18 protein-coding genes are annotated in these 21,062 nt (G+C 61.9%); 11 read left to right on the top strand and 7 right to left on the bottom strand.

Annotation, left to right across the window (positions count from 1 at the left end; genetic code table 11):
* Window positions 1-106: 106 nt before the first annotated feature.
* The 3 genes from AC0Z8Z_RS18640 (at window position 107) to AC0Z8Z_RS18630 (ending at window position 2,944) form a co-directional block, all read left to right on the top strand.
* The gene (locus AC0Z8Z_RS18640; protein ID WP_485620092.1) at window positions 107-808 is read left to right on the top strand and encodes a haloacid dehalogenase type II; all 702 of its coding nucleotides are present in this window, start codon (window positions 107-109) and stop codon (window positions 806-808) included.
* Window positions 809-862: 54 nt separating this feature from the next.
* The gene (gene chrA / locus AC0Z8Z_RS18635) at window positions 863-2,080 is read left to right on the top strand and encodes a chromate efflux transporter (RefSeq protein WP_485620091.1); all 1,218 of its coding nucleotides are present in this window, start codon (window positions 863-865) and stop codon (window positions 2,078-2,080) included.
* 498 nt (window positions 2,081-2,578) lie between these two features.
* On the top strand, window positions 2,579-2,944 hold the full coding sequence (locus AC0Z8Z_RS18630) for a histone-like nucleoid-structuring protein, MvaT/MvaU family (RefSeq protein WP_122534759.1): 366 nt from the start codon (window positions 2,579-2,581) through the stop codon (window positions 2,942-2,944).
* Window positions 2,945-3,438: 494 nt separating this feature from the next.
* On the opposite strand, the gene AC0Z8Z_RS18625 is transcribed toward AC0Z8Z_RS18630, so the two are convergent.
* Window positions 3,439-3,942: a DUF4946 domain-containing protein gene (locus AC0Z8Z_RS18625; RefSeq protein WP_485620183.1), complete on the bottom strand. Its 504-nt coding sequence runs from the start codon at window positions 3,940-3,942 to the stop codon at window positions 3,439-3,441.
* Between the two features lie 200 nt (window positions 3,943-4,142).
* Between AC0Z8Z_RS18625 and gloA the strand changes: the two genes are divergently transcribed.
* Window positions 4,143-4,673, top strand: a complete 531-nt coding sequence (gloA, locus tag AC0Z8Z_RS18620; protein WP_485620090.1) for a lactoylglutathione lyase — start codon at window positions 4,143-4,145, stop codon at window positions 4,671-4,673.
* A gap of 193 nt (window positions 4,674-4,866) precedes the next feature.
* Here gloA and AC0Z8Z_RS18615 read toward each other — a convergent pair whose 3' ends face one another.
* On the bottom strand, window positions 4,867-6,675 hold the full coding sequence (locus tag AC0Z8Z_RS18615) for a sensor domain-containing diguanylate cyclase (RefSeq protein WP_485620089.1): 1,809 nt from the start codon (window positions 6,673-6,675) through the stop codon (window positions 4,867-4,869).
* A gap of 367 nt (window positions 6,676-7,042) precedes the next feature.
* Here AC0Z8Z_RS18615 and AC0Z8Z_RS18610 point away from each other — a divergent pair, with 367 nt between their 5' ends.
* Window positions 7,043-9,067 (top strand): methyl-accepting chemotaxis protein, encoded by a 2,025-nt coding sequence (locus tag AC0Z8Z_RS18610; RefSeq protein WP_485620088.1) that lies wholly within the window; start codon window positions 7,043-7,045, stop codon window positions 9,065-9,067.
* A 48-nt stretch (window positions 9,068-9,115) separates the two neighbouring features.
* Here the strand turns inward: AC0Z8Z_RS18610 and AC0Z8Z_RS18605 are convergent, their stop codons facing one another.
* The 5 genes from AC0Z8Z_RS18605 to AC0Z8Z_RS18585 are packed head-to-tail and all read right to left on the bottom strand — an operon-like array spanning window position 9,116 to window position 14,540.
* Window positions 9,116-10,027 (bottom strand): SMP-30/gluconolactonase/LRE family protein, encoded by a 912-nt coding sequence (locus AC0Z8Z_RS18605; RefSeq protein ID WP_485620087.1) that lies wholly within the window; start codon window positions 10,025-10,027, stop codon window positions 9,116-9,118.
* 16 nt (window positions 10,028-10,043) lie between these two features.
* Window positions 10,044-11,000, bottom strand: a complete 957-nt coding sequence (locus tag AC0Z8Z_RS18600) for an ABC transporter permease (RefSeq protein ID WP_122534753.1) — start codon at window positions 10,998-11,000, stop codon at window positions 10,044-10,046.
* Window positions 10,997-11,986 carry an ABC transporter permease gene (locus AC0Z8Z_RS18595; RefSeq protein WP_485620086.1) on the bottom strand — a complete coding sequence of 330 codons (990 nt, stop codon included), beginning with the start codon at window positions 11,984-11,986 and terminating at the stop codon, window positions 10,997-10,999. The genes AC0Z8Z_RS18600 and AC0Z8Z_RS18595 overlap by 4 nt, the downstream gene beginning before the upstream one ends.
* On the bottom strand, window positions 11,983-13,440 hold the full coding sequence (locus AC0Z8Z_RS18590; RefSeq protein ID WP_485620085.1) for a sugar ABC transporter ATP-binding protein: 1,458 nt from the start codon (window positions 13,438-13,440) through the stop codon (window positions 11,983-11,985). Before AC0Z8Z_RS18590 ends, AC0Z8Z_RS18595 begins: the two co-directional genes overlap by 4 nt.
* 59 nt (window positions 13,441-13,499) lie before the next feature.
* On the bottom strand, window positions 13,500-14,540 hold the full coding sequence (locus tag AC0Z8Z_RS18585) for an ABC transporter substrate-binding protein (protein WP_122534750.1): 1,041 nt from the start codon (window positions 14,538-14,540) through the stop codon (window positions 13,500-13,502).
* A 275-nt stretch (window positions 14,541-14,815) separates the two neighbouring features.
* Between AC0Z8Z_RS18585 and AC0Z8Z_RS18580 the strand changes: the two genes are divergently transcribed.
* The 6 genes from AC0Z8Z_RS18580 to AC0Z8Z_RS18555 all read left to right on the top strand — a co-directional run bounded on the left by AC0Z8Z_RS18580 (window position 14,816) and on the right by AC0Z8Z_RS18555 (window position 21,039).
* The gene (locus tag AC0Z8Z_RS18580) at window positions 14,816-16,123 is read left to right on the top strand and encodes a GAF domain-containing sensor histidine kinase (protein ID WP_485620084.1); all 1,308 of its coding nucleotides are present in this window, start codon (window positions 14,816-14,818) and stop codon (window positions 16,121-16,123) included.
* A complete protein-coding gene (locus AC0Z8Z_RS18575; RefSeq protein WP_172611903.1) occupies window positions 16,108-16,854 on the top strand; it encodes a response regulator transcription factor in 747 nt (248 codons plus the stop codon). Before AC0Z8Z_RS18580 ends, AC0Z8Z_RS18575 begins: the two co-directional genes overlap by 16 nt.
* 954 nt (window positions 16,855-17,808) lie before the next feature.
* Entirely contained in the window at window positions 17,809-18,873 is a 1,065-nt protein-coding gene (locus AC0Z8Z_RS18570) for a M4 family metallopeptidase (protein ID WP_485620083.1), read from the top strand.
* Window positions 18,874-18,911: 38 nt separating this feature from the next.
* Window positions 18,912-19,217, top strand: a complete 306-nt coding sequence (locus AC0Z8Z_RS18565; protein WP_485620082.1) for a protealysin inhibitor emfourin — start codon at window positions 18,912-18,914, stop codon at window positions 19,215-19,217.
* 146 nt (window positions 19,218-19,363) lie between these two features.
* The gene (locus tag AC0Z8Z_RS18560; RefSeq protein WP_485620081.1) at window positions 19,364-20,902 is read left to right on the top strand and encodes a cryptochrome/photolyase family protein; all 1,539 of its coding nucleotides are present in this window, start codon (window positions 19,364-19,366) and stop codon (window positions 20,900-20,902) included.
* Window positions 20,899-21,039, top strand: coding sequence for a DUF2256 domain-containing protein (locus tag AC0Z8Z_RS18555; protein ID WP_122534744.1), 141 nt, complete (start codon window positions 20,899-20,901; stop codon window positions 21,037-21,039). The genes AC0Z8Z_RS18560 and AC0Z8Z_RS18555 overlap by 4 nt, the downstream gene beginning before the upstream one ends.
* Window positions 21,040-21,062: the final 23 nt, after the last annotated feature.

The following is a 21,062-nucleotide window of genomic DNA, read 5'->3' as shown; positions in this document are numbered from 1 at the left end:
TGCGCCGGCTCGATCGGGGGTAGCCTTATCCGTGATCCGGGACGTCAGGGCTTCAACCGACAAAATCATGCTTGCAGCAGCGAGCACTCCTTAGAAGAGAATATTCATGGCAGTGCGGAAATCAGCGCCGATCATCGTGTTTGACGTGAACGAGACCTTGCTCGACATCACCACCCTTGAGCCGCTGTTTGAGCGTGTGTTCGGTGACAGAGCCAGTTTGCGCGAGTGGTTCGCCAACCTGATCCTGTATTCGCAAACGATGTCCCTGTGCGGCCGATACACCCCGTTTGGCGAACTGGCCGTAAGCACGTTGCGTATGGTCGCGTCTCTCCATCAGGTCGCACTCGACGCCAGCGATATCGATGAATTGCAGGCACGGATGAGCACCATGCCAGCGCACCCCGATGTCCTGCCGGCACTCAAGTGCTTACGTAACGCCGGCTTTCGGCTGGTGACACTCAGTAACTCGGCCAGCGGTGCATCCCCATCGCCCCTTGAGCGCGCCGGGTTGGCGACGTTCTTTGAGCGTAGTTTCAGCGTTGAGGCCGTTAAAAAATTCAAACCTGCTCCGGAAACCTATCAGATGGTTTCCCAGGCGTTGAATGTCGAACTGGCGAACTTGCTTCTGGTGGCTTGTCATTATTGGGACACGGCGGGTGCCCAGGCTGCGGGGTGCCTTGGCGCCCTTCTGACCCGTCCGTACAACGCACCGCTCCTGATAGACGAAATGCCAGCGCCCGACCTGATGGCCTCCGAGCTAGGCGCCCTGACCGAGCAGATCATTCAACGCTGGGGCGGACCGGCATAGCCCGAGGTCTTCCTGGCATTCCAACTGCATCAGGCACTGAGGGGAGCATGCGAGGTGGTACCAGCAAGCAGGAAAAAGGTGGTCGCGGCTGACTCCGCATGGCGGGTGTTCCTTGTATTTTTGCGCTTGGGACTGACGTCTTTCGGAGGCCCGATTGCGCACTTGGCGTACTTTCGCGAGGAGTTCGTTGCGCGACGCCAATGGCTGAGCGAGCGCAGCTATGCCGACTTGGTCGCTCTGTGCCAATTCCTGCCGGGGCCTGCGAGTAGCCAGGTCGGGATAGGATTGGGACTGTCGCGTGCCGGATTTTCCGGAGCCGTCGCAGCATGGGCAGGTTTCACCTTGCCATCGGCGATAATCCTGGTTGTGTTCGCAAAGGGTCTGTCCACGTGGGGAAGCGCTTTCCCACACGGCCTGTTGCATGGCCTTAAAATTGTCGCGGTCGCTGTCGTCGCTCAGGCTGTCTGGGGTATGGCCCGCCAGCTTTGTACCGATGTGCCTCGCGTGACAATCGCCGCATTCTCTGCCTGCGCTGCACTGCTGTGGCCCAATGCAATGGGCCAGATTAGTGTAATCGTCTGCACCGCCGGGGTAGGTCTGGTGTGTTTTAAAGCCGATCAACGACAGCCAGTGGAATCTTTGCCGATTTCCATCAGCCGGAAAGTAGGTGTGATCTCGTTACTGGTGTTTTTCAGCTTGTTGGCTGGCCTTCCGTTATTGATGCAGGTTCTGCCCTCTCAAACCCTGGCCCGGGTGCAGGACTTCTACCGGGCCGGCTCATTAGTCTTCGGAGGGGGGCATGTGGTGCTGCCGTTACTTCAAACGGCAACGGTACCCAACGGCTGGGTAGCCAACGATACCTTCCTCGCTGGGTATGGCGTAGCTCAGGCCGTACCCGGCCCACTCTTTACGTTCGCCGCCTTTCTCGGTGCGTCCATGAGCGTCCCGCCGTCGGGTTGGGTCGGCGCATCGGTTTGCCTTGCCGCCATCTTTGCACCTTCATTTCTTCTCGTGATCGGGGTGTTGCCATTCTGGGAGCAGCTGCGGCATGGCATTCGTACCCAGGCGGCACTTGCAGGCATCAACGCGGGAGTGGTCGGGCTTCTCTTGGCGGCTTTGTACAACCCGGTCTGGACGAGCGCCATCTCAAAACCCCAAGACTTCGGGCTGGCCCTGATCGCCCTTGTTGCCTTAATGTTCTGGAAGGTCCCTCCGTGGTTGGTTGTCTTGGGGATCGGCCTGATCGGATGGTTGCTAAGTCCGGTGTGGTGAGGAGAGCCGGTCCGCGTTCGATGCTGTGAGTATCGGCCCGAACCACGGTGGCACGGAGATGCAGTGTCAGTGGCGCCCCTCCGCCCGGGTTTCGGACGTGGTCCGTCGGTGCGAGTAGGCGGCCGTTCGCCGCCGCTCTTGAGACGGGATAGTTTCCAATAGCGCTAAAGTATAAGAAATTACTTACAACGCTTTGCGCCTATTATTGTTTTTTTGTCAGACCCGCTTATCGTCCCCGAGGTGTTTCACTTAGCGATGAGTAAATCCGCTATTTTACAATGCGTAAAAAACGTGCATTATTTACTCGCGCCACAACTGAACTACCCCGTCTTGATACCAACGCTCAACCTCAGAAGTTAGTGTCGACGGCTGATCCTGATGTCAAGGACACGGTAGAACGTGGTGAAACCAAAAGCAGCAGAACCCGATGCGCGTCGTAGTGCGTGCAAGGTTGCTTGCATTGAGCTGACAACAGCCATTAATTGCCGGAGTATCATCTTGTCCAGACTTGCCGAATATCGCGCAGCAGAAAAAGCCCTTCAGGAGCAGCTGGCCCAGCTGGAGTACCTGAAGAACGACGACGGATTGAAGAAGGAAATCGAGTTCGAGCAGCAGTTGCAGGCCCTGATGAGCAAGTACGACAAGACCTTGCGCGACATCATCGCCATCCTCGACCCCCACACCGGCGCCTCCACCTCCGCGCCAGCAGCTCCGAAACGCCGCCGTCCGCGGGTCGTCAAGGTCTATCAAAATCCGCACACCGGCGAAGTGATCGAGACCAAAGGCGGCAATCATCGCGGTTTGAAAAACTGGAAAATACAATACGGTGCCGAAACCGTTGATTCGTGGTTGCGCGGCCGCTAGTCTGCTGCGCCCCTAAACATTGGCCTGCAACATTGAGAGGAAGCTCTGCTCGCGGGGCTTCTCTGCAAGTAGGTCGGCATGGCAATGAAACATGTGCTCTGAGCGCTGATAACAGCCAGCCAAAGGTGAGGTATTTTAAATAATGCAAGCTGGCGCAGGCACGGTTTGAATATCAAACCTGACAATTAGCTGAACAGCTTCGTATTAAAGGGATATATCGCTTTCAATACCCGGCTGGCTTATAGCAAGCTTGATCGTCGAGTTTCACCCGCGTTATTTATCACGTTAAATATGGACGTGAGGGGCGCTGAAGCTGGCCATGAGCCTTCATGCATCAACAGACTAATTTTCCCTCCACGGCTGAACGGCTCGTGAGCTTCACATTTTTTTCACACCGGGTTGTAGAGGATGGAGGCTACTAAAGGATTAGTGCCCCAATGCCCGCTTCGGCGGGCTTCTTTATGCCCGCGATTTGTGTAGATCCTGCCTCGACCCTACTGCTCCGATCCGAGGCGCAGGCTGTCCCTGATTCGCAGCACTTCGTCTTTATGGGCCGCATAGCCCTGTGCCGAACCGGCATACGACAACGACCACGCCAATTGCGGACTCGCCGCTGCTACCAGTGTCTGTGTCATGACGTGGTTGCCGTTCTGGGTGATCGTGCACGTGGTCTCCATCGCCGGGATGTCGCTCAGCGTGCTGTCTTTCATTCGCGTGCAGACGCTCTGAAAACCGCCGCGGGCGAAATTGACCTGCACCGCCTTGCGCATCTCCAGCAGCACGCTCTGCACATTAACCGAGTGACCGGGCTGCAGCTGCGTCTGAGTCAGCTCCACCACCATGGCCGGATCGCCGTTCTGATCGTTTTTAACCGCACGCTGTCGTATTTGCACGGCGGGCTGACCTTCGCTCGGCGGTGGCTGGGGCAGCGCTTCCACTTCCCAGCCTTCGGGCCAGATGATCATGGCGTCCGCCGAAGACGCGACGCCCGGAATCATCAGCACGAGATAGAAAGCAACGCGGGCGCATGAGCGCAGTGAGAGATGCATGGGCGGTACCTGGATGTCGAGCCGCGAAGTGTGAGCCGGTCATCCATTGCCCACAAGCCGAAAGCCGCGTTTTATGCGCCTTCGGTTTGGCGAGTCGTTCATGAGTCCGTATCATTACGCAACATTTTAGCGTTAACCCGGAGACAACCATGAGTCTGCACGACCTGAACACCTTCCCCGGCGTCACGGCCACCCCGGACGCATCGACTGCAAAATTCGTCTTCAACCACACGATGTTGCGGGTCAAGGACATCACTGCTTCCCTGGATTTCTACACACGCGTGCTGGGTTTCAGCCTGGTGGAAAAACGCGACTTCCCGGAAGCCGAATTCAGCCTTTACTTCCTGGCGCTGGTGGACAAGGCGCAGATTCCACAGGACGACGCCGCGCGCAACGTCTGGATGAAAGGTATCCCCGGCGTGCTCGAACTGACCCACAACCACGGCACCGAGAAGGACCCTGCGTTTTCCTACCACAACGGCAACACCGACCCGCGTGGCTTCGGCCACATCTGCATTTCGGTGCCCGACGTGAAGGCTGCCTGCGCGCGCTTTGAGGAATTGGGCGTGGACTTCCAGAAACGCCTGACTGACGGCCGCATGAAAAGCCTGGCCTTCATCAAGGACCCGGATGGCTACTGGGTCGAAATCATCCAGCCAACGCCGGTATCGGGCGAGTAATCGCGCTCAATCAGTAGGACTTGCCTTGATCGGGACAGGACCGGCATTGACCCCGACCGTGGGGCCGGCTTTGACGTCTTCTGTAGGACCGGCTTTAGCCGGGAAGGCGTCGGGGGTTACACCGCAGGATTGCGGGTGTTCACACCGGCCTCTTCCCGGCTGAAGCCGGTCCCACTCTGGAACCCGGCAAGGGTCACGCTGCTTCTATCACCTGATCCGTATCAGCCAGATCCGCATAAAGCTGCGCGTTCGACGGCTCAGGGGTGAACGTCAGCGCAATGTTCTGGCACTGCTCTCTGAGCTGTTTCAGCTTCAGCGGCCGGCTGAGGAAATACCCCTGCGCTTCCTCGCAGCCGAACTCACGCACCAGGCTCATGCAACGGAACGTTTCGACGCCTTCTGCGACGGTGCGATAGCCCAGCTCGCTGGCCAGGTGCAGCACGGATCGGGCAATGATGCGGTTGCGCGGGTTGCTCTCGAGGTCCGTGACCAGGGATTTGTCCAGCTTGAGGATATTGGCCGGGATTTCGTGCAAGTAGGCAAAGTTGCTGTACCCCGCCCCAAAATCGTCGATGGCCACGTCAACGCCCAACTCGCGAATACGAGTGAGCTGGGCAATGACGCGCTTGTCGGCACGAATCCACTCGCCTTCGGTGATCTCGACTTCCAGCCGTGACGGATGCACGTCATGCTGGTCGCACGCGCTCTGCAGCGTCAAGGCGATGTCCAGATCGACGAAGTCCAGCGGCGACAGGTTGAGCGACAGGCGTACATCCTCATCGATCCAGCCGCTGAGGTCAGTCAGGGCGCGGTCGATGACCCATCGGGTCACCGTGCTGATCCTGCCGGCGCTCTCTATCAGCGGAATGAATTCGCTTGGCCAGATCTTGCCCAGCATCGGATGGGTCCAGCGAATCAACGCCTCGACGCTGAGCAGACCGCCATCCTGCAGGCTGAAACGTGGCTGGTACTCCAGATAGATGTCGCCACTGACCAGTGCCTCAGCGAGTTCGTTAAGCAGCGTCAACGCACGACGCTGGGCGCAGTCTTCGGCCTCGTCGTAGGCGGCCCACTGAACCTGTCGATAAAACGCCATCCCCGCCGCGTGGGTCGCCTTGCCCATGAGCGCCGCAGCGGACTGATCGCCCTTGTCGCAGCAAGCCAGGCCCACCGACACCTGCTGGTGAGTAAAGGGCTCGGTGATCAGCGCCAGCAGCAGGCGAACCAGCTCATCCCGACGATGCCGCTCGCAGCTCATCTGCAGGCAGAAATCCAGCTCGCTGACGTGATAAAGCTCGGCGATGCCGTCCAGACGCCGACGCAGGCAGTGGGCCATGTCCCGGCGCTTGTGCTGGGCGTCCAGATTACTGGTGACGCTGACATCCGCGGCGCTCGCGACCGGGTGGGTACGGATCACCACCATCAGTCGCACATGACTGTCGGTCGACGCGATGCCTTGGGTATCCAGCAAGAACTGCTGCAAATTGGGCAACTGGCTGACCGGGTTGCGGTAGCGCATCCACTGGCACTGTTCCACCTGCGCCATGACCAACTGCGCAAAATCCTGGAGGGCGTCGAGTTCCGCAGGTTGCAACTCACGAGGCACCTGGTCGATCAGGCAGAAACTGCCGAGCACATCGCCGTGCTGATTGCACAGCGGCGCGCCGGCGTAGAAGCGAATGCCGCCCGGGGCAGTGACCAGCGGGTTGTCGGCGAAGCGCGGGTCGAGACTGGCATCGTCGACCACCATGATCCCGGCGTTCTGGATGGTGTAACGACAGAACGACTGTGCGATGGGCGTCTGGCTCGCGTCGAAGCCCACCCGGCCGGGAAACCACTGGCGATCTTTCTCCACCAGCGAGACCAGCACCGTCGGCATGCCGAACTGGGCAGCGGCCAGGCGGCAGAGCCGATCAAAGTTCTCGTTATGGGCCGTTTCCAGCCATTGCAAAGCGTGAACCGCGGACAGGCGCTTCTGCTCAATTTGCAGCGAACAGTTCATGGCCTGCGCCCTCGGTTTTAAAAATACGGATTGAATGATATCTCATGGCCACTACTGCCGACACTCCTACATGACGGAAGGTGCAGAGCAGTGATAACAGCCTAAGAACAGACTTCGGCCGAGTTGAGAAAAGTGATATCACAAAGACATCAGTTAATCGATTCAGTTCCAAAACTATACATAAATAAAGTTTTGTACAAGTTTTAATAAAGTTAATACGATCAGCGCCGACAGATGGATCAGAGCGACCCGCAGCCAGCCATAACGCTTCCTGCGAAAACGTCGTCAACACCGCTGAATCCCGAGAAAAAGGACCGTTCTCACCGACAACAACCCAAGCGCCCCGCTCCGGGGCTTTGAGAACAGCATGAATATTCTTGCCCCTGCCGTGTACCTGACCAACCGCCTGCGCTTCCCTGCCAAGTTCGCGCTGCTCGCCATCATCGTTTTGCTCCCATTGGCCCTTCTGGGCACGCGCCTGCTGCATCAGCTGAACGCCAGCATCGATAATATCCACTCCGAGCAAGTCGGCCAGCGCTATCTGATGGACGTTACCCCGGTGTTGCGCCTGTCGATGCTGCAACGGGCATTGACCAATCGCCTCCTTAGTGGCGACCAGACAGCCCAACCTGATCTTGCCGCCAACCAGGCCAAACTGCTGGAAGCGTTCACCAAACTTGAGACCACCGACCGCCAGCTGGGTGCACAGCTCGAGACCGGTGATCGCGTGCAGCGCTTGCGTTCCGGGGCCGAAGGGTTGATCAGCCAGACCAAAACCGGGGCCGATCAGGCGACCCTGTTTGACGCATGGAGCGATCAGATGACCCAGACGCTGAATTTTATCTACTTCGTCTCCGCCACCTCCGGGATGGTGCTCGACGAGGACTACGCCTCGCTGTTCCTGATCGATCAAAGCACCCTGCGTCTGCCGCGCCAGATCAACGTGGTCGGGCAGTTGCGCGGCCTGGCGAGTGGTCTGCACGAAGGTCAGCCGCTCACGGACACCCTCCGTGGCACGATCAAATCGCTGCTCAAGCAAGAAGCGCAGATTCGCCAGGAGCTGCTGCAGAGTCTCAGCCTGCTGCGACGTCAGGAACCGGCCCTTGCTGATCGCATTCAGTCCCCCGTAAGCAGCGGGCTCTCCAGCCTCGACAGCTTTCGCAGCGACCTGCAAACCCTGGTCACCTCACCGGAAAACACCATCACCGGCATGCAGGGGCTGCCGGCCAAAGGCAACGCGGTGGTCGCCGAGCTGTACAAGGCGCAGGACGCGTTGCAAGACGAGCTCTCCGCGATACTGGATAAACGACTGGGCGAGAAGTCAGCCGAACGCGCCGCCATGCTGGCCATGTTCGCCATCGCCGGGCTGTTGCTGATTTACGCCTTCAGCGGGATCTACAGTGCCATGCGTCGAGCCATGGAAGACATGTTGAGCGCCACCCGCCGCATCGCCCAGGGCGATCTCACTGCACGTGTCAATGTCGTCGGCAAAGATGAAATGGCCGACATCGGCACCGGCTTGAATCACATGGTCCAGGCCTTTGGCGAGTCCCTGGCTCAGGTCGAGCGCAGTTCGAGTTCGGTGTCCGACGCAGCGACTCGCCTGACTGCGTCCATCGACCGCGCCAAAATGTCGATGAACGCCCAGCAGGGCGAAACCGAACAGGTCGCCACCGCCATCAACGAAATGACCGCCAGTGTCGCCGACGTCGCCCAGAACACTGAAGGCGCGGCGCGTGCGGCGGAACAGGCCAGTCAGGCGTCCGGCAAAGGCCTGGGCGTCATGCAGCAGACCCGCCAGACCATCGAGGCACTGGCCGGCGAAGTCGACCTCAGCGCGCAAAAGGTCGCGGCGCTCGCGCTGCACAGTCAGGAGATCGGCGGGGTCATTGAAGTGATCCGCAATATCGCCGACCAGACCAACCTGCTCGCCCTCAACGCCGCCATCGAAGCCGCCCGCGCCGGTGAGCAAGGCCGTGGCTTTGCCGTGGTCGCCGACGAAGTGAGGACCCTGGCCTCACGGACGCAGAACTCCACCGCCGAAATCCAGCGGATCATCCAGCAATTGCAACTGGCGACTACCGCTGCCGTGGAGCAGATGAAAGCGGGCAAGGACCGGGCGCAGGATTGCCTGACGTCGGCCGATCAGACGTCCTCAAGCCTGAACGCGATCAACGAAGGTGTGGAATCGATTGTCGGCATGAACACCCAGATTGCCAGCGCTGCCGTTCAGCAGCACGCCGTGTCCGAAGACATCAACCGCAATGTCACCGAGATCCGCAATGGCACTTTCATGTTGATGGAAGGCATCGAGGACAACGCGGTAACGGCGGACGAACTGTCGCTGCTGGCCGGCGAACTGCGCACTGTGGTCGGTCGTTTCAAGCTTTGAGCACCGGGGCGCGTTCCGTAAAACGACACGCGCCCTGCCCTGCATCGCTCAAGGCACCTGGGCCCCCGCCACCGCCACATACACCGAGTACAACGACGTGTTGGCGGTGATGAACAAGCGGTTGCGGCGCGGGCCGCCGAAAGTCAGGTTGGCGACCTTCTCCGGCAGGCGAATCTTGCCCAGTAACGTACCGTCGGCGGCGAAGCACTGAACGCCGTCGCCGGCACTGGTCCATACATTCCCCTGCACGTCCACGCGCATGCCGTCCGGCACGCCCGGCTCGATCACCGCAAACACCCGCGACTGCGCCAACTCACGTCCATTGATGACCTCGAACGCGCGGATGTGGTGGGGCCCGTCAGGATCGTGGGAGCGCCCGGAATCGGCGATGTACAAGGTCTGCCCGTCCGGGGAGAACGCCAGGCCGTTGGGCTGCACGAAATCGTTGGCCATGCAGGCGACCTCGCCGCTTTCCGGGTCGATGCGATACACATGGCGGCCCGCCTGCTCTTCTTCGGCCTGATAACCCTCGTAATCGGTGAGGATGCCGTAGCTCGGATCGGTGAACCACACCGCGCCGTCGCGGTGCACCACCACATCATTCGGCGAATTCAGGCGCTTGCCTTCAAATCGCTCGGCCAACACGGTGATCGACCCGTCCGGTTCAGTGCGGGTGACGCTGCGGGTGCCGTGCTCGCAGGTGATCAGCCGGCCAAGGAGGTCGCGGGTGTTGCCGTTGGCGAAATTCGACGGGGTGCGGAACGTCGACACGCCCTGCTCCGGGGTCCAGCGCAACATGCGCTGATTGGGGATGTCGCTCCACAGCAGATAGCCGCCGTCGTTGAACCACACCGGCCCTTCGGCCCAGCGGCACTGATCGTACAGGCGCTCAAGCTGGGTGTTGGGCAGGATCAGGCGATGGAAACGCTTGTCATGGCATTCATAGAGGTCGTCGGACACGGGGTCGATCCTTGCTTCAGGCGCGGGCATTTTTGCGTCCGCTGACAGCGGTAATCACCGCGATGATGATCAGGCCGGTGAGGATCAGCCGCACCCCGGCACTGGCGCCGAAGGTGTTGAGCATGCTCACCAGCAGGTAGAGAAACAGCGACGCGCCCCAGATCCCCGGCACGTTGGAAAACCCGCCGGCCACCGAGGTGCCGCCGATTACCACTACGGCGATCGACGCCAGCAGGTATTCCTCGCCCATGCCCAGGGACGCACCGCCGGAAAACCCGGCCAGGGTCAGGCCGCACAGGCTGCCGAACACCGCGCAGAGCACGTAGGTGGCGAAACGCATGCGCCCGACACGAATCCCGGCCAGTTCGGCGGCGCGGGCGTTTTGCCCGATGGCCAGCACCGAGCGCCCGTAGCGGGTGCGGGTCAGCACATAACCCATGAGCACCGCCACGGCGATCACCACGAGGGCCAGATACGGCACGCCGAACACGCGGCCGGTGGCGAAGGTGTAGAAACCCTCCGGCGGCGGCACCCGCACGCTGCGGCCATAAGCAATGGCCAGGGATTGCAGGATAAAACTCGCCGACAACGTGGCTATGATCGGCGGAATGCGCAGCAGGCGGATCAGCGCGAAATTGCCGCAGCCCACCAGCACGCCGATGCCCAGCACGCCGAGCACACCCAGCCAGATGTTCGCGTCCTGACCGTCCATGAGCTTCATGCCCAGCGCGCCGCTCAGGGCAATGTTGGCCGGGATCGACAGGTCGATGTTGCCCGGCCCGGTGCTGATCACGAACATCTGGCCGATGCCGACAATCGCGAAAAACGTCGAGAACGCCAGCGCGCCAGACAGCAAAGCGCCTGCGCCCTGCCCGCCGGTAAACACCAGGGTCGCTACCCAGATCAATAAGGCGGCGAGGAATGACCACAGCCAAGGCTTGCCGCGCAGTGCTGCGAAGGTCGAAGTGCTCATAGCGGGCGTACCTCCAGACGATTGACCGCCGCACGCAGCGCCAGCACGAAAATCAGAATCGCGCCCTGGGCGCCGATCTGCCAGTCAGGCGAGATGCGGATGAACGACAGCAGCGAACCGGCCAGCACCAGGGTCAGCGCGCCGAGCACTGCGCCCATGGGTGACACGCGCCCGCCGACGAATTCGCCGCCGCCGAGAATCACCCCGGCGATGGACAACAGGGTGTAACGCAGCGCCACGTTGGCGTCGGCCGAGGTGGTCAGCCCCACCAGAAACAGCCCCGACAGCACGCCGAAACTGCCGGCCATGGCGTACATTGCCACCTTGATGCGCAGCAGCGACCAGCCGGCCTTGGCGATCGCCAGCGGATTGCCGCCGGCGCCGCGCAACACCACGCCGACGGTGGAGCGCATCAGGAAAAAGTGCATCGCCAGCCCGAGCACGAGGCACACGATGATCGCCAGCGGAATCAGCGGCGGCTTGATTCGCACCAACGCTTGCAGCCACTGCGGCGCCGTCCCGCCCGGCGACGGCAGCAACAGAATCGCGCCGCCGACCCAGATGAACGACATGCCCAGGGTGACAACAATCGACGGCAGGTTGCGGCTGTGAATCAACGCGCCGAGCAGCGCATACACGCCCACGCATCCGGCCAGTGCCAGCCAGCCGAGGAACGGGTGTTGATCGAGCAGCGTCACGGCCACGCAGGCGACGAAGCTGATGAAACTGCCCATCGAGAGATCGAGGTCGTTGACGCTGATGATCAGCATCTGCGCGATGGTCGCCAGGGCGATGGGCACCGCCAGGTTGAGCATCAGGTTCAGGCCCATGTAGCTCATGGCCCGGGGTTGCATGAGGAAAATGGTCGCCAGCAAGACCACCAGCGACACCGCCGGCAAGGCCGCGCGGAGCATGCGGGCACGGCGCGCGGCGTTGTTGCGCGGCGCAACGGGTGCGCGGGCAATGGAATTCAGCGGGGCATTCATGGGGTTTCCTCGGCGAAGGAGCTGCGCAGGATGCGCTCCTCGCTCAATTCACTGCGCGGCATGTCGAGCACGGCCTGACCGTCGCGGAAGACATACACGTGATCGCAATAGGTGAGCTCTTCAAGCTCCGTGGTGTACCAGATGAAGGTGCGGCCGCGGGCGGCCTCCTCCATCAGAATCGAATACACCTCGCGCTTGGTGCCGACGTCGACGCCGCGCATGGGGTCGTCCATCAGGATGATCTGGCTGTCGGACGCCAGCGCCCGGGCAAACAAGGCTTTTTGCTGATTGCCACCGGACAAAGAGAGGATCGGATTGCCCATGTCCGGGGTGCGGATGCTCATGCGCTTCATCCAGTCATTGGCCATCGCTTGCTCGGCATCAGGGTCCAGCAGCAGGCCGCGCTTGAGCTGGTTGAGGGAGCCGATGGTGATGTTCTCGCCGATGGACCACAGCGCAAACACGCCGTCGGTCTGGCGGTCACCGGCCACGAAACTGGCGCCGGTGCCGTGCTTGACGCAATCGCGCAGCACCTGGGTCAGCAGTTGGCTTTGACCATGGCCCGCCAAGCCGGAGAGCCCGACGATCTCGCCGGCAAAGGCCTGCACCGAGCGGTCATCCGCCTGACGCGCCGGTCGCTGCTGCACGCGAGGGCTGCCTTGCTCGCGGCGGGAAGCAAAAGCCTGTGTGGCCTGTTGCTGTTCGCGGGCCGTGCCGCCCATGACTTCCACCAGCGAATCATGGGTGAAGCCCCGCGCGGCGCGGGTTTCAACGATTTTGCCGTCCCGCATTACCGCGATGCGGTCACACGTACCGAGCATTTCGCCAAGGATGTGACTGATCAGCACGATGCTGCCGCCGCCCTCGACGAACCGCCGCACATGCCGCAGCAACTGCTCGGCGACGCGGGCGTCGAGGGATGAGGTGGGTTCGTCGAGGATGATCAGGTCAAGGCGCTCGTCGACGCTGATGAACGCCCGGGCGATCTCCACCATCTGCCGCTTGCCGATGGACAAGTCAGCGACGATGTCATCGGCGTCGATGCCGTGGCCGGGGAAAATCTGCTCCAGCATCGCTTCGATCAGCGCACCGGCCCGACGCCGCCAGCCGAAGCCGCGCAGAGCCGGAGACATCAGCCGGGTGTTTTCCGCGACGTTCAAGTTCGGGCACAGCGACAGCTCCTGAAACACGCAGCGAATGCCGTGCTGCCGCGCCACTTGCACTGAATAGCCTTCACGCAGGTCGCGGCCCTCAATCAGCAACTGGCCACAGTCGGCGGCCAGGGTGCCGGCGAGCACTTGCATCAGGGTCGATTTGCCCGCGCCGTTGTGGCCGATCAGGCCAAGGCATTCGCCAGCGCGCACGCTCAGGTCGACGTCACTCAGGGCACGCACGGCGCCGAACGATTTGCCGGCGCCAGCGAAGGCCACCCGCACAGGTCCATTTGCGTTCATGGTCGAAATTCCTTGGCGGGCCGCAGACAGTGCGGCCCGCGATGCTTACTGGAAGAAGCTCACAGGGAAGCGGCGGGCTTGAGCTTGGCGACGTCGTCGACGCTGTAGGTCTCGCTGACGATCCCGCCCTTGGGCAGATCCTTCAGGCTGGCGTCGAGGGTCTGCTGGGTGACGGTAACCGCTGGCGACAGCAGGTCATGGGGCATCTGCTTGCCGTCGAGTAGCTGCTGCGCGACATAGAATGCCAGGCTGGAAATGCTCGGCCCGCTGCTGATCGAGAAGCTCTGATAGCCCTGGGTGTCGCTTTGCTTTTTCCACCAGCTCAGCTCTTCTTCGCGGTTGCCGAAGATGATCGCCGGCAACGGACGGCCCGCCGCGACAAAGGCCTGGGCAATACCGACGCCTTCACCACCCTGGGTCACCACGGCGTCGACTTTCGGCAGGCTCGGCAACACACCGGAAACGGCTTTCTGCGCCACGGTCGGGGACCAGTTGCCGTTCACTTCGCCGACCACTTTCAGGTTCGGGTGTTTCTGCGCGCCGGCGGTGATGCCGGAGTGGATGCGCTCGTCCACCGACACGCCGGCCAGGCCGCGGACTTCCAGCACATTGGCGCCCTGGGGGAAGCGCCCGGCCAGATAATCCATCTGCTCGATGCCGGTCTGTTTGAAGTCCATGGAGATGCGATAGGCACAGGGTTCGGAGACGGTGCCGTCGAAGGAGACAACGATGATGCCGGCATCGCACGCCTGCTTCACCGCACCGTTGAGCGCCGTCGGCGATGAGGCGTTGATGACGATGGCGTCATAACCCTGAAGGATCAGGTTCTGGATTTGCGCGGCTTGCTCGGTGGCCTGGTTTTCCGCCGTGGTGAAGCTGTCGGCCGCCGCGATCACGCCATCCTTTACGGCTTTGTCGGTGGTCTGCTGCCAGCTGGCGAGCATCAGTTGGCGCCAGGAGTTGCCGGCGTAGTTGTTCGAGAGTGCGATTTTCTTGTCGGCCGTATCGGCGTGGGAAGCGACGGGCAGAGCCATCAGGGGCGCCACGGCCAGTGCGGCACAGAGCAACGAACGGCGTAGCGGGTGACGACGACTTTTCATAGTTGAACCCTTGTTATTTTTATGGGGGCTGCAGGGTGGCCGACGGCGTCGGTCGCACCTTATTACGAACAGTACGCGGCGAGTCTGCACTGGCCGGTGCGGAGCGTCAGTGGTCAATCGTGCAGACCTGATGCGGGATCCCGCAAGCGACCTGCTGGAACGTGCGTTCTTTTTGCCACGCAGGGGCCATAATGACCCGACTGATCCGTGCAGTTTCAAAAAGTGTTCCGTTCGAGAACGTGTTCGATCCCAAAAATAAAAACAGGTTGGAGCCCATGGCACAGCGACCGCACACCCTCGCCGAAGACGTGCTGCATCACTTTCTCGGCATTTCCCGCGCCCTTGCCGGCCAGCTGGATTTCCAGTCGATGATCGATGCCGTCTCCCGGGAAATCAGCCCGATCTTGCCCCACGACCACCTCGACGTGTGCCTGTTCGTCCTCGACAGACGCGAGCACATTACCTATGAAAGCGGCGTACACACCCTATGGGGCGACGTGGCCCAGCCGATGCCGGTGCACACCAGCCCCATTCGCACGGTGCTGCTGGGCGAGCAGCCTTTCCTGCTGACCCACGACGCCATGAACGACGCCCGCTTCGCCTTCCCCGGCGCCATCAACCACCCGATTTTCGACGCCCGTTTGCGCAGCCGCCTGCACGTGCCCTTGCGCGCCCGGGGCGAAATCATCGGTGCGCTGAGCTGTTCCAAACACACCGAGCATTTCTACACCCTGGATGACGTTCGCCACACCCAGCACGTCGCCGACCTGCTGGCCTCGTACGTGTACGCCCTGCGCCAGACCGAACAGGCCAAACAACTGGCAATCGCCGAAGCCCAAGTGCGTGCCCGAGAAGAAGGCCTGCGCCAGGGTGCGCTGCGCCTGACCGAGGAACTGGAGCGTGAACGTCAGCGGGTCGGCATGGATCTGCATGACCAGACCCTCGCCGACATGACCCGCCTGCACCGGCGCATCGCCCGCCTCCAAACCCTGCCCAGCGTGCCGGGCGAGGACCTGCGCGGCATTGCCCGCGCCCTCAAGGACAGCATGCAGGAGTTGCGTCAGCTCATTGATGCGGTCAAGCCGACGGTGCTGCAGTTGTTCGGCTTCGAAGAAGGCGTGGAAGACCTGTTGCGGCGCAGCGTGCGCGACAGCGGCCTGAGCATCGAAACGCGCCTGCAGGACAGCACCGATGGCATGGGTGATCGCTTACCGGAGTCGGTGAAGGTCGCGGTGTTCCGCATTATTCAGGAAGCGGTGAACAACGCTATCAAGCACGCCATGCCGGACAGCATCGTCATCCACATCAGCCACACCTGCGGTCTTTTGCAACTGACCATCGACGATGACGGCCTTGGGCTGGACGTGGGGCATCGGTTCAACAGCGGCGGTATTCAGAACATGCAGGTGCGCGCGCAACTGATGGCGGCGCAGCTGACCATCGAACGCGGTCCACACGAGCGGGGCACCCGGGTCAGGGTGTGCCTGCCGCTGGCTGATCTCGCTGTTGTGAAGGAGGCGGCGGGTGTTGCGGGTGTTTCCGGGCCTGCGCTGTTAACGGAGACGCCATGCACGTCCTGCTGATTGAAGACGACCCGGTGCACCGGGCGTTCCTGCGCGAAGTGATCGAAGTGGCGCTGCCTGAATGCACCCGTTTGCTGGAGGCCGAAGACGGCCAGATCGGCGAGCGGCTGTTCAGTGAGAGCCCGGTGGATGCCGTGGTCATGGACCTGCAGATGCCCTGCCGCACCGGCGTCGAGGCGGCCAAGACGATTTGGCGGTTGCAGCCCGACACGTCGATTCTGTTCTGGTCGAATTACTCGGACGAGGCCTATGTGCGCGGCATCGCGCGGATCGTGCCCCAGGGGGCCGCTTACGGTTACATCCTCAAAACCGCCTCGGAAGAGCGCTTGCGTCTGGCCTTGCGGGGGCTGTTCATTGAGCAGCAGTGCGTGATCGACCGCGAGATTCGTGGCGTGCAACTGAAGGCCCACGATCAGTTGTCCGGGCTGAGCGACGGCGAATACGAAGTGCTGCAGGACATCGCCCTCGGCCTCACCGACCGCACCATCGCTACCCGCCGCAACCTGTCGCTGCGCAGCGTGCAGAACCGGCTGCAGCAGCTTTACGAAAAACTCGGCGTCTACCAGCCCGATGCGGCCGGCGAGCGCAGCACCGCCTTCAACCTCCGCGCCCGCGCCGTCAACGTCGCCCTGCTCCGCCGCCTGCTCAACCGCACCGCGCTGGAACAGGCCGAAGCCGAACTGCAACTGTGGCTGAAAAACCCGGCGCGGCATCGGGTTGGACGGGACTGAGAGAAGATCAAGAGCGTCTGCCTGGGGGCAGACTGTTTCGCCTTCGGCGACTTACTTTTGAAAAGCACCAAAAGTAAGCAAAAGTGCCTGCTCCTGGTTGGGCCCCTCGTACCTCGGGGTTCCTTCACTCCGGTCCCGCTCCGTGGGCCCGCCGCCATCCGCCATCCATGGCGGGGGGCGGCTCTCGCGGCATCCATGCCGCTCGGCCCACTCCGCGAAACCTGCGTTCAGCCTGCACCAAGGTCGCGTTTTGCGGTGACTGGACTTTTTGTGTACGAAGATCAAAAGCAGATCAAAGGCAGATCAACGGCAAATCAAGGGCGGGCCAAGCGCAGAGGACTTGTGGGAGTGAGCTTGCTCACGAAGGGGCCGGTACATCCATCGGATATCTGGTGTTTTGAATAAAGTATTCGCGAGCAAGCTCGCTCCCACAGAGAGGGGGGCTATCAGCAAAGATGTCGGCGCCTGAGCTGGCCTCTTCCCGGCTAAAGCCGGTCCCACTAAAAGCACCGCGTACATCCTGTGGGACCGGCTTCAGCCGGGAAGCCTTTGATCTGTGCTTTAAAGGCGCTTTTGATCTGCTTTTGATCTTTATGCGCAGAAAGCTCAGTCACCGCCAATCGCGACTTAGGTGCAGGCTGAACGCAGGTCTCGCTCCGTGGGCCGAGCGGCATGGATGCCGCGAGAGCCGCCCCCCGCCATGGATGGCGGATGGCGGCGGGCCCACGGAGCGAGGCCGGAGTGAAGGGACCCCGAGGAACGAGGGGCCGAACCGAGAGCAGGCACTTTTGCTTACTTTTGGTGCTTTTCAAAAGTAAGTCGCCGAAGGCGAAACAGTCTGCCCCCAGGCAGACGCTTTTGACCTTGGGGAACGCACGATCCCTCTGGCTTGTCGATTAAAACGAGACCGCGACGCGTCGCTCAACTAAACGACGCCACCCTGGAGTATTGCCTATGTGCAGGAACCACACGCGTAACCCCATCCTCTGCCTCATCCCGCCGTACCTGCTGGATCAAATCGCCCGCAACGGCAACAAGGCCCAGCGCGAAGCCGCCCTGCGCACCCGGGCCAAAGACAACACCTTTCGCTCCCTGCGCCTCAGCGCGCAACCCGACCGACGCGTCGTGCACCTGGCCGCTGCAGCACCCACCGGCAAACGCCGTTCGATCTACACCGCCGACGGTGGCGAAACCCTGCCCGGCACCCTCGTCCGCGGCGAAGGCCAGCCCGTCAGCGGCGACATCGCTGTCGACGAAGCCTACGACGGCCTCGGCGCCACCTTCGACTTCTTCTTCGACGTCTTCGACCGCAACTCCATCGACGACGCAGGCATGGCCCTCGACGCCACCGTGCACTTCGGCAAGGGCTACAACAACGCCTTCTGGAACTCCGCCCAGATGGTCTTTGGCGACGGCGATCAGTCACTGTTCAACCGCTTCACCATCGCCCTCGACGTGATCGGCCACGAACTGGCCCACGGCGTCACCGAAGACGAAGCCGGGCTCGTTTACTTCAACCAGGCCGGCGCCCTGAACGAATCAATGTCCGACGTGTTCGGCTCACTGATCAAGCAGTACGCCCTGAAACAAACCGCCAAGCAGGCCAGCTGGCTGATCGGTGAAGGGCTGTTCACCGATAAGATCACTGGCAGCGCCCTGCGCTCGATGAAATCCCCCGGCACCGCCTTCGACGACAAAGTGCTGGGCAAGGACCCGCAACCCGGTCACATGGACGACTTCGTTCACACTTACGACGACAACGGCGGCGTGCACATCAATTCGGGCATCCCCAACCATGCGTTCTATCAAGTGGCGACGCGCATCGGCGGTCATGCCTGGGAAAAGGCCGGGCGCATCTGGTACGACGCGCTACGCGACTCGCGCCTGCGCCCCAATGCCGGCTTCGTTCGCTTCGCGCGGATCACCCACGATGTGGCCGGCCGGCTGTACGGTGTAGGCGAAGCAGCTCAAATCGCGGTACAAGAAGGCTGGGCGGCCGTGGGCATCAACGCGCAATGATCCGCCATGGCCATCTGGCAAGAGAAGGAGCCACGAACATGCGTATCTCATTCAGCGAAAGCGGCGGGGTCGCCTATTTTCCCGGGCTGAGCAAGCCCAACACCATTGAAGTGGACGCCCTGCCCGAACCCGATCAGCAAGAGCTGCGGCAACTGGTCGACGCGTCCAGATTCTTCGCGCTGCCTGAAGGTCGGCGCCCGGCCCGTGCGCTGCGCGGCATGCAGCATTACACGCTGACCATCAGCGAAGGCGACCGGGAGCGCACGGTCTGCGTCCCCGCCCCGGTGGAATCCGGCCCGCTGCAGGGCCTGATGCAATGCGTCAGGCGCCACGTGTCCGGCTAGACCCATGACCGCGCGCCGGGCAAACCGCTAGCTCGGCGCCATCACTCCCTGCTCATCAGGAATCCCGTGACCAACCTTCTCTCTTCTGTCCTCCGTCACTTCACGCTAACAGCCTGCAGTGCCGACGCGTCACAGGGTGCCGATCGATGATGCCTGTCCGCCGCCTGTGCCTGGTCCTGGGCGACCAGTTGTCTTTCGACCTGCCCTCCCTTGCCGACCTCGACCCCCAGCGCGACGCCGTGCTGATGGTCGAGGTCATGGAAGAAGCCACCTACGTCGCCCATCACCCGCAGAAAATCGCCCTGATCTTCAGCGCCATGCGCCATTTCGCCCAGGCGCTGCAGGCGCGCGGCATCATCGTTCAGTACGTAGCGCTGGACGACCCGCTGAACACCGGCTCGGTGCCGACCGAGTTACAGCGCTGGCACGCCTCGTTGCAGGCCGAAGAAGTCCACGCCACCGAGTGCGGCGACTGGCGTCTGGAGCACTCCGTCAGGCAGTGCGGACTGCCACTGTTCTGGCACAGCGACACGCGGTTTCTCTGCTCGCGGGAGGAGTTCGCCCAGTGGGCCAGCGGCAAGGTTCAGCTGCGCATGGAATTCTTCTACCGCGAGATGCGCCGCAAGCAACGCCTGCTGCTCAACTGCGACGGCACGCCCGTGGGTGGTGCCTGGAACTTCGACGCCGACAACCGCAAGGCGCTGCCCAAAAAGGTCTCGGCGCCCTACCCGGCGCGTTTCGCACCGGACGCCATCACACGCAATGTGCTGGCGCTGGTAGGTGAGCGGTTCGCCAGTCACTACGGTTCGCTGGACAATTTTGACTACCCGGTGACCCACGCCGACGCCCAGGCCCTGTGGCAGTACTTTCTCGATTACGGGCTGGGCGCGTTCGGTGATTATCAGGACGCCATGGCGATGGATGAGCCCTTCCTCTTCCATGCGCGGATCAGTGCGGCGTTGAACATCGGGCTGCTGGACCTGCGCCAGCTGTGCAGCGACGTCGAGTCAGCCTACTGGTCGGGCGGCGTCGCGCTGAACGCCGCCGAGGGCTTCATCCGCCAACTGATCGGCTGGCGGGAATACGTGCGCGGCGTCTACTGGCTGAAGATGCCGGACTACGCCGAAGGCAATTCATTCGGCAACACCCGGGCTCTGCCGGAGTTCTACTGGACCGGGCAAACCAACATGAACTGCATGCGCCAGGCCATCGGCCAGAGCCTTGAGCACGCCTACGCCCACCATATACAGCGGCTGATGGTCACCGGCAACTTCGCCCTGCTCGCCGGCATCGCGCCCAAGCAGATCTGCGAGTGGTACCTGGCAATCTACATGGACGCCTTCGAGTGGGTTGAGCTGCCCAACACCCTCGGCATGGTCATGCACGCCGACGGCGGCTACCTCGGTTCCAAGCCCTATTGCGCCAGCGGCCAGTACATCAAGCGCATGTCCGACTACTGCGGCAGCTGCGCGTACAAGGTCAAGGAAAGCACGACGGAGGATGCCTGCCCGTTCAATTCGCTGTACTGGCATTTCGTGATGCGCCACAGCAACCTGCTGCGCGCCAATCAACGCATGGGCATGGTCTACAAGAATCTTGATCGGATGACCGAGGCGAAACAGGACGCGCTGTGGCAAAGGGGCGAGTCGCTGCTGAGCAAGCTCGACGCCGGAGAGGCGATTTGAAGAAGAGCGAACTGCCGGTGAAAACCTGCGCCGTCTGCGGGCTGCCGTTCACCTGGAGAAAGAAATGGGCGCGCTGCTGGGATGAGGTGCGTTACTGCTCGGAGCGTTGCCGACGGGGCAAGGGCTCCGAGTCGTGAAAGGGTTTATTCAGCATCGGTGG

The organism is Pseudomonas sp. 1L-C-7-B-C1 (assembly GCF_057291635.1).
The sequence above is the reverse complement of the archived record's forward strand: the minus strand, read 5'-3'. Positions and strand labels throughout refer to the sequence as shown.

Coding starts and splice junctions, on each gene's coding strand:
- AC0Z8Z_RS18610 (WP_485620088.1), top strand. CDS start 7,043: ATGAATATTCTTGCCCCTGCCGTGTACCTGACCAACCGCCTGCGCTTC.
- AC0Z8Z_RS18615 (WP_485620089.1), bottom strand. CDS start 6,675: ATGAACTGTTCGCTGCAAATTGAGCAGAAGCGCCTGTCCGCGGTTCAC.
- AC0Z8Z_RS18600 (WP_122534753.1), bottom strand. CDS start 11,000: ATGAGCACTTCGACCTTCGCAGCACTGCGCGGCAAGCCTTGGCTGTGG.
- AC0Z8Z_RS18580 (WP_485620084.1), top strand. CDS start 14,816: ATGGCACAGCGACCGCACACCCTCGCCGAAGACGTGCTGCATCACTTT.
- AC0Z8Z_RS18575 (WP_172611903.1), top strand. CDS start 16,108: ATGCACGTCCTGCTGATTGAAGACGACCCGGTGCACCGGGCGTTCCTG.
- AC0Z8Z_RS18560 (WP_485620081.1), top strand. CDS start 19,364: ATGATGCCTGTCCGCCGCCTGTGCCTGGTCCTGGGCGACCAGTTGTCT.
- AC0Z8Z_RS18590 (WP_485620085.1), bottom strand. CDS start 13,440: ATGAACGCAAATGGACCTGTGCGGGTGGCCTTCGCTGGCGCCGGCAAA.
- gloA (WP_485620090.1), top strand. CDS start 4,143: ATGAGTCTGCACGACCTGAACACCTTCCCCGGCGTCACGGCCACCCCG.
- AC0Z8Z_RS18570 (WP_485620083.1), top strand. CDS start 17,809: ATGTGCAGGAACCACACGCGTAACCCCATCCTCTGCCTCATCCCGCCG.
- AC0Z8Z_RS18595 (WP_485620086.1), bottom strand. CDS start 11,986: ATGAATGCCCCGCTGAATTCCATTGCCCGCGCACCCGTTGCGCCGCGC.
- AC0Z8Z_RS18585 (WP_122534750.1), bottom strand. CDS start 14,540: ATGAAAAGTCGTCGTCACCCGCTACGCCGTTCGTTGCTCTGTGCCGCA.
- AC0Z8Z_RS18640 (WP_485620092.1), top strand. CDS start 107: ATGGCAGTGCGGAAATCAGCGCCGATCATCGTGTTTGACGTGAACGAG.
- AC0Z8Z_RS18565 (WP_485620082.1), top strand. CDS start 18,912: ATGCGTATCTCATTCAGCGAAAGCGGCGGGGTCGCCTATTTTCCCGGG.
- AC0Z8Z_RS18625 (WP_485620183.1), bottom strand. CDS start 3,942: ATGATTCCGGGCGTCGCGTCTTCGGCGGACGCCATGATCATCTGGCCC.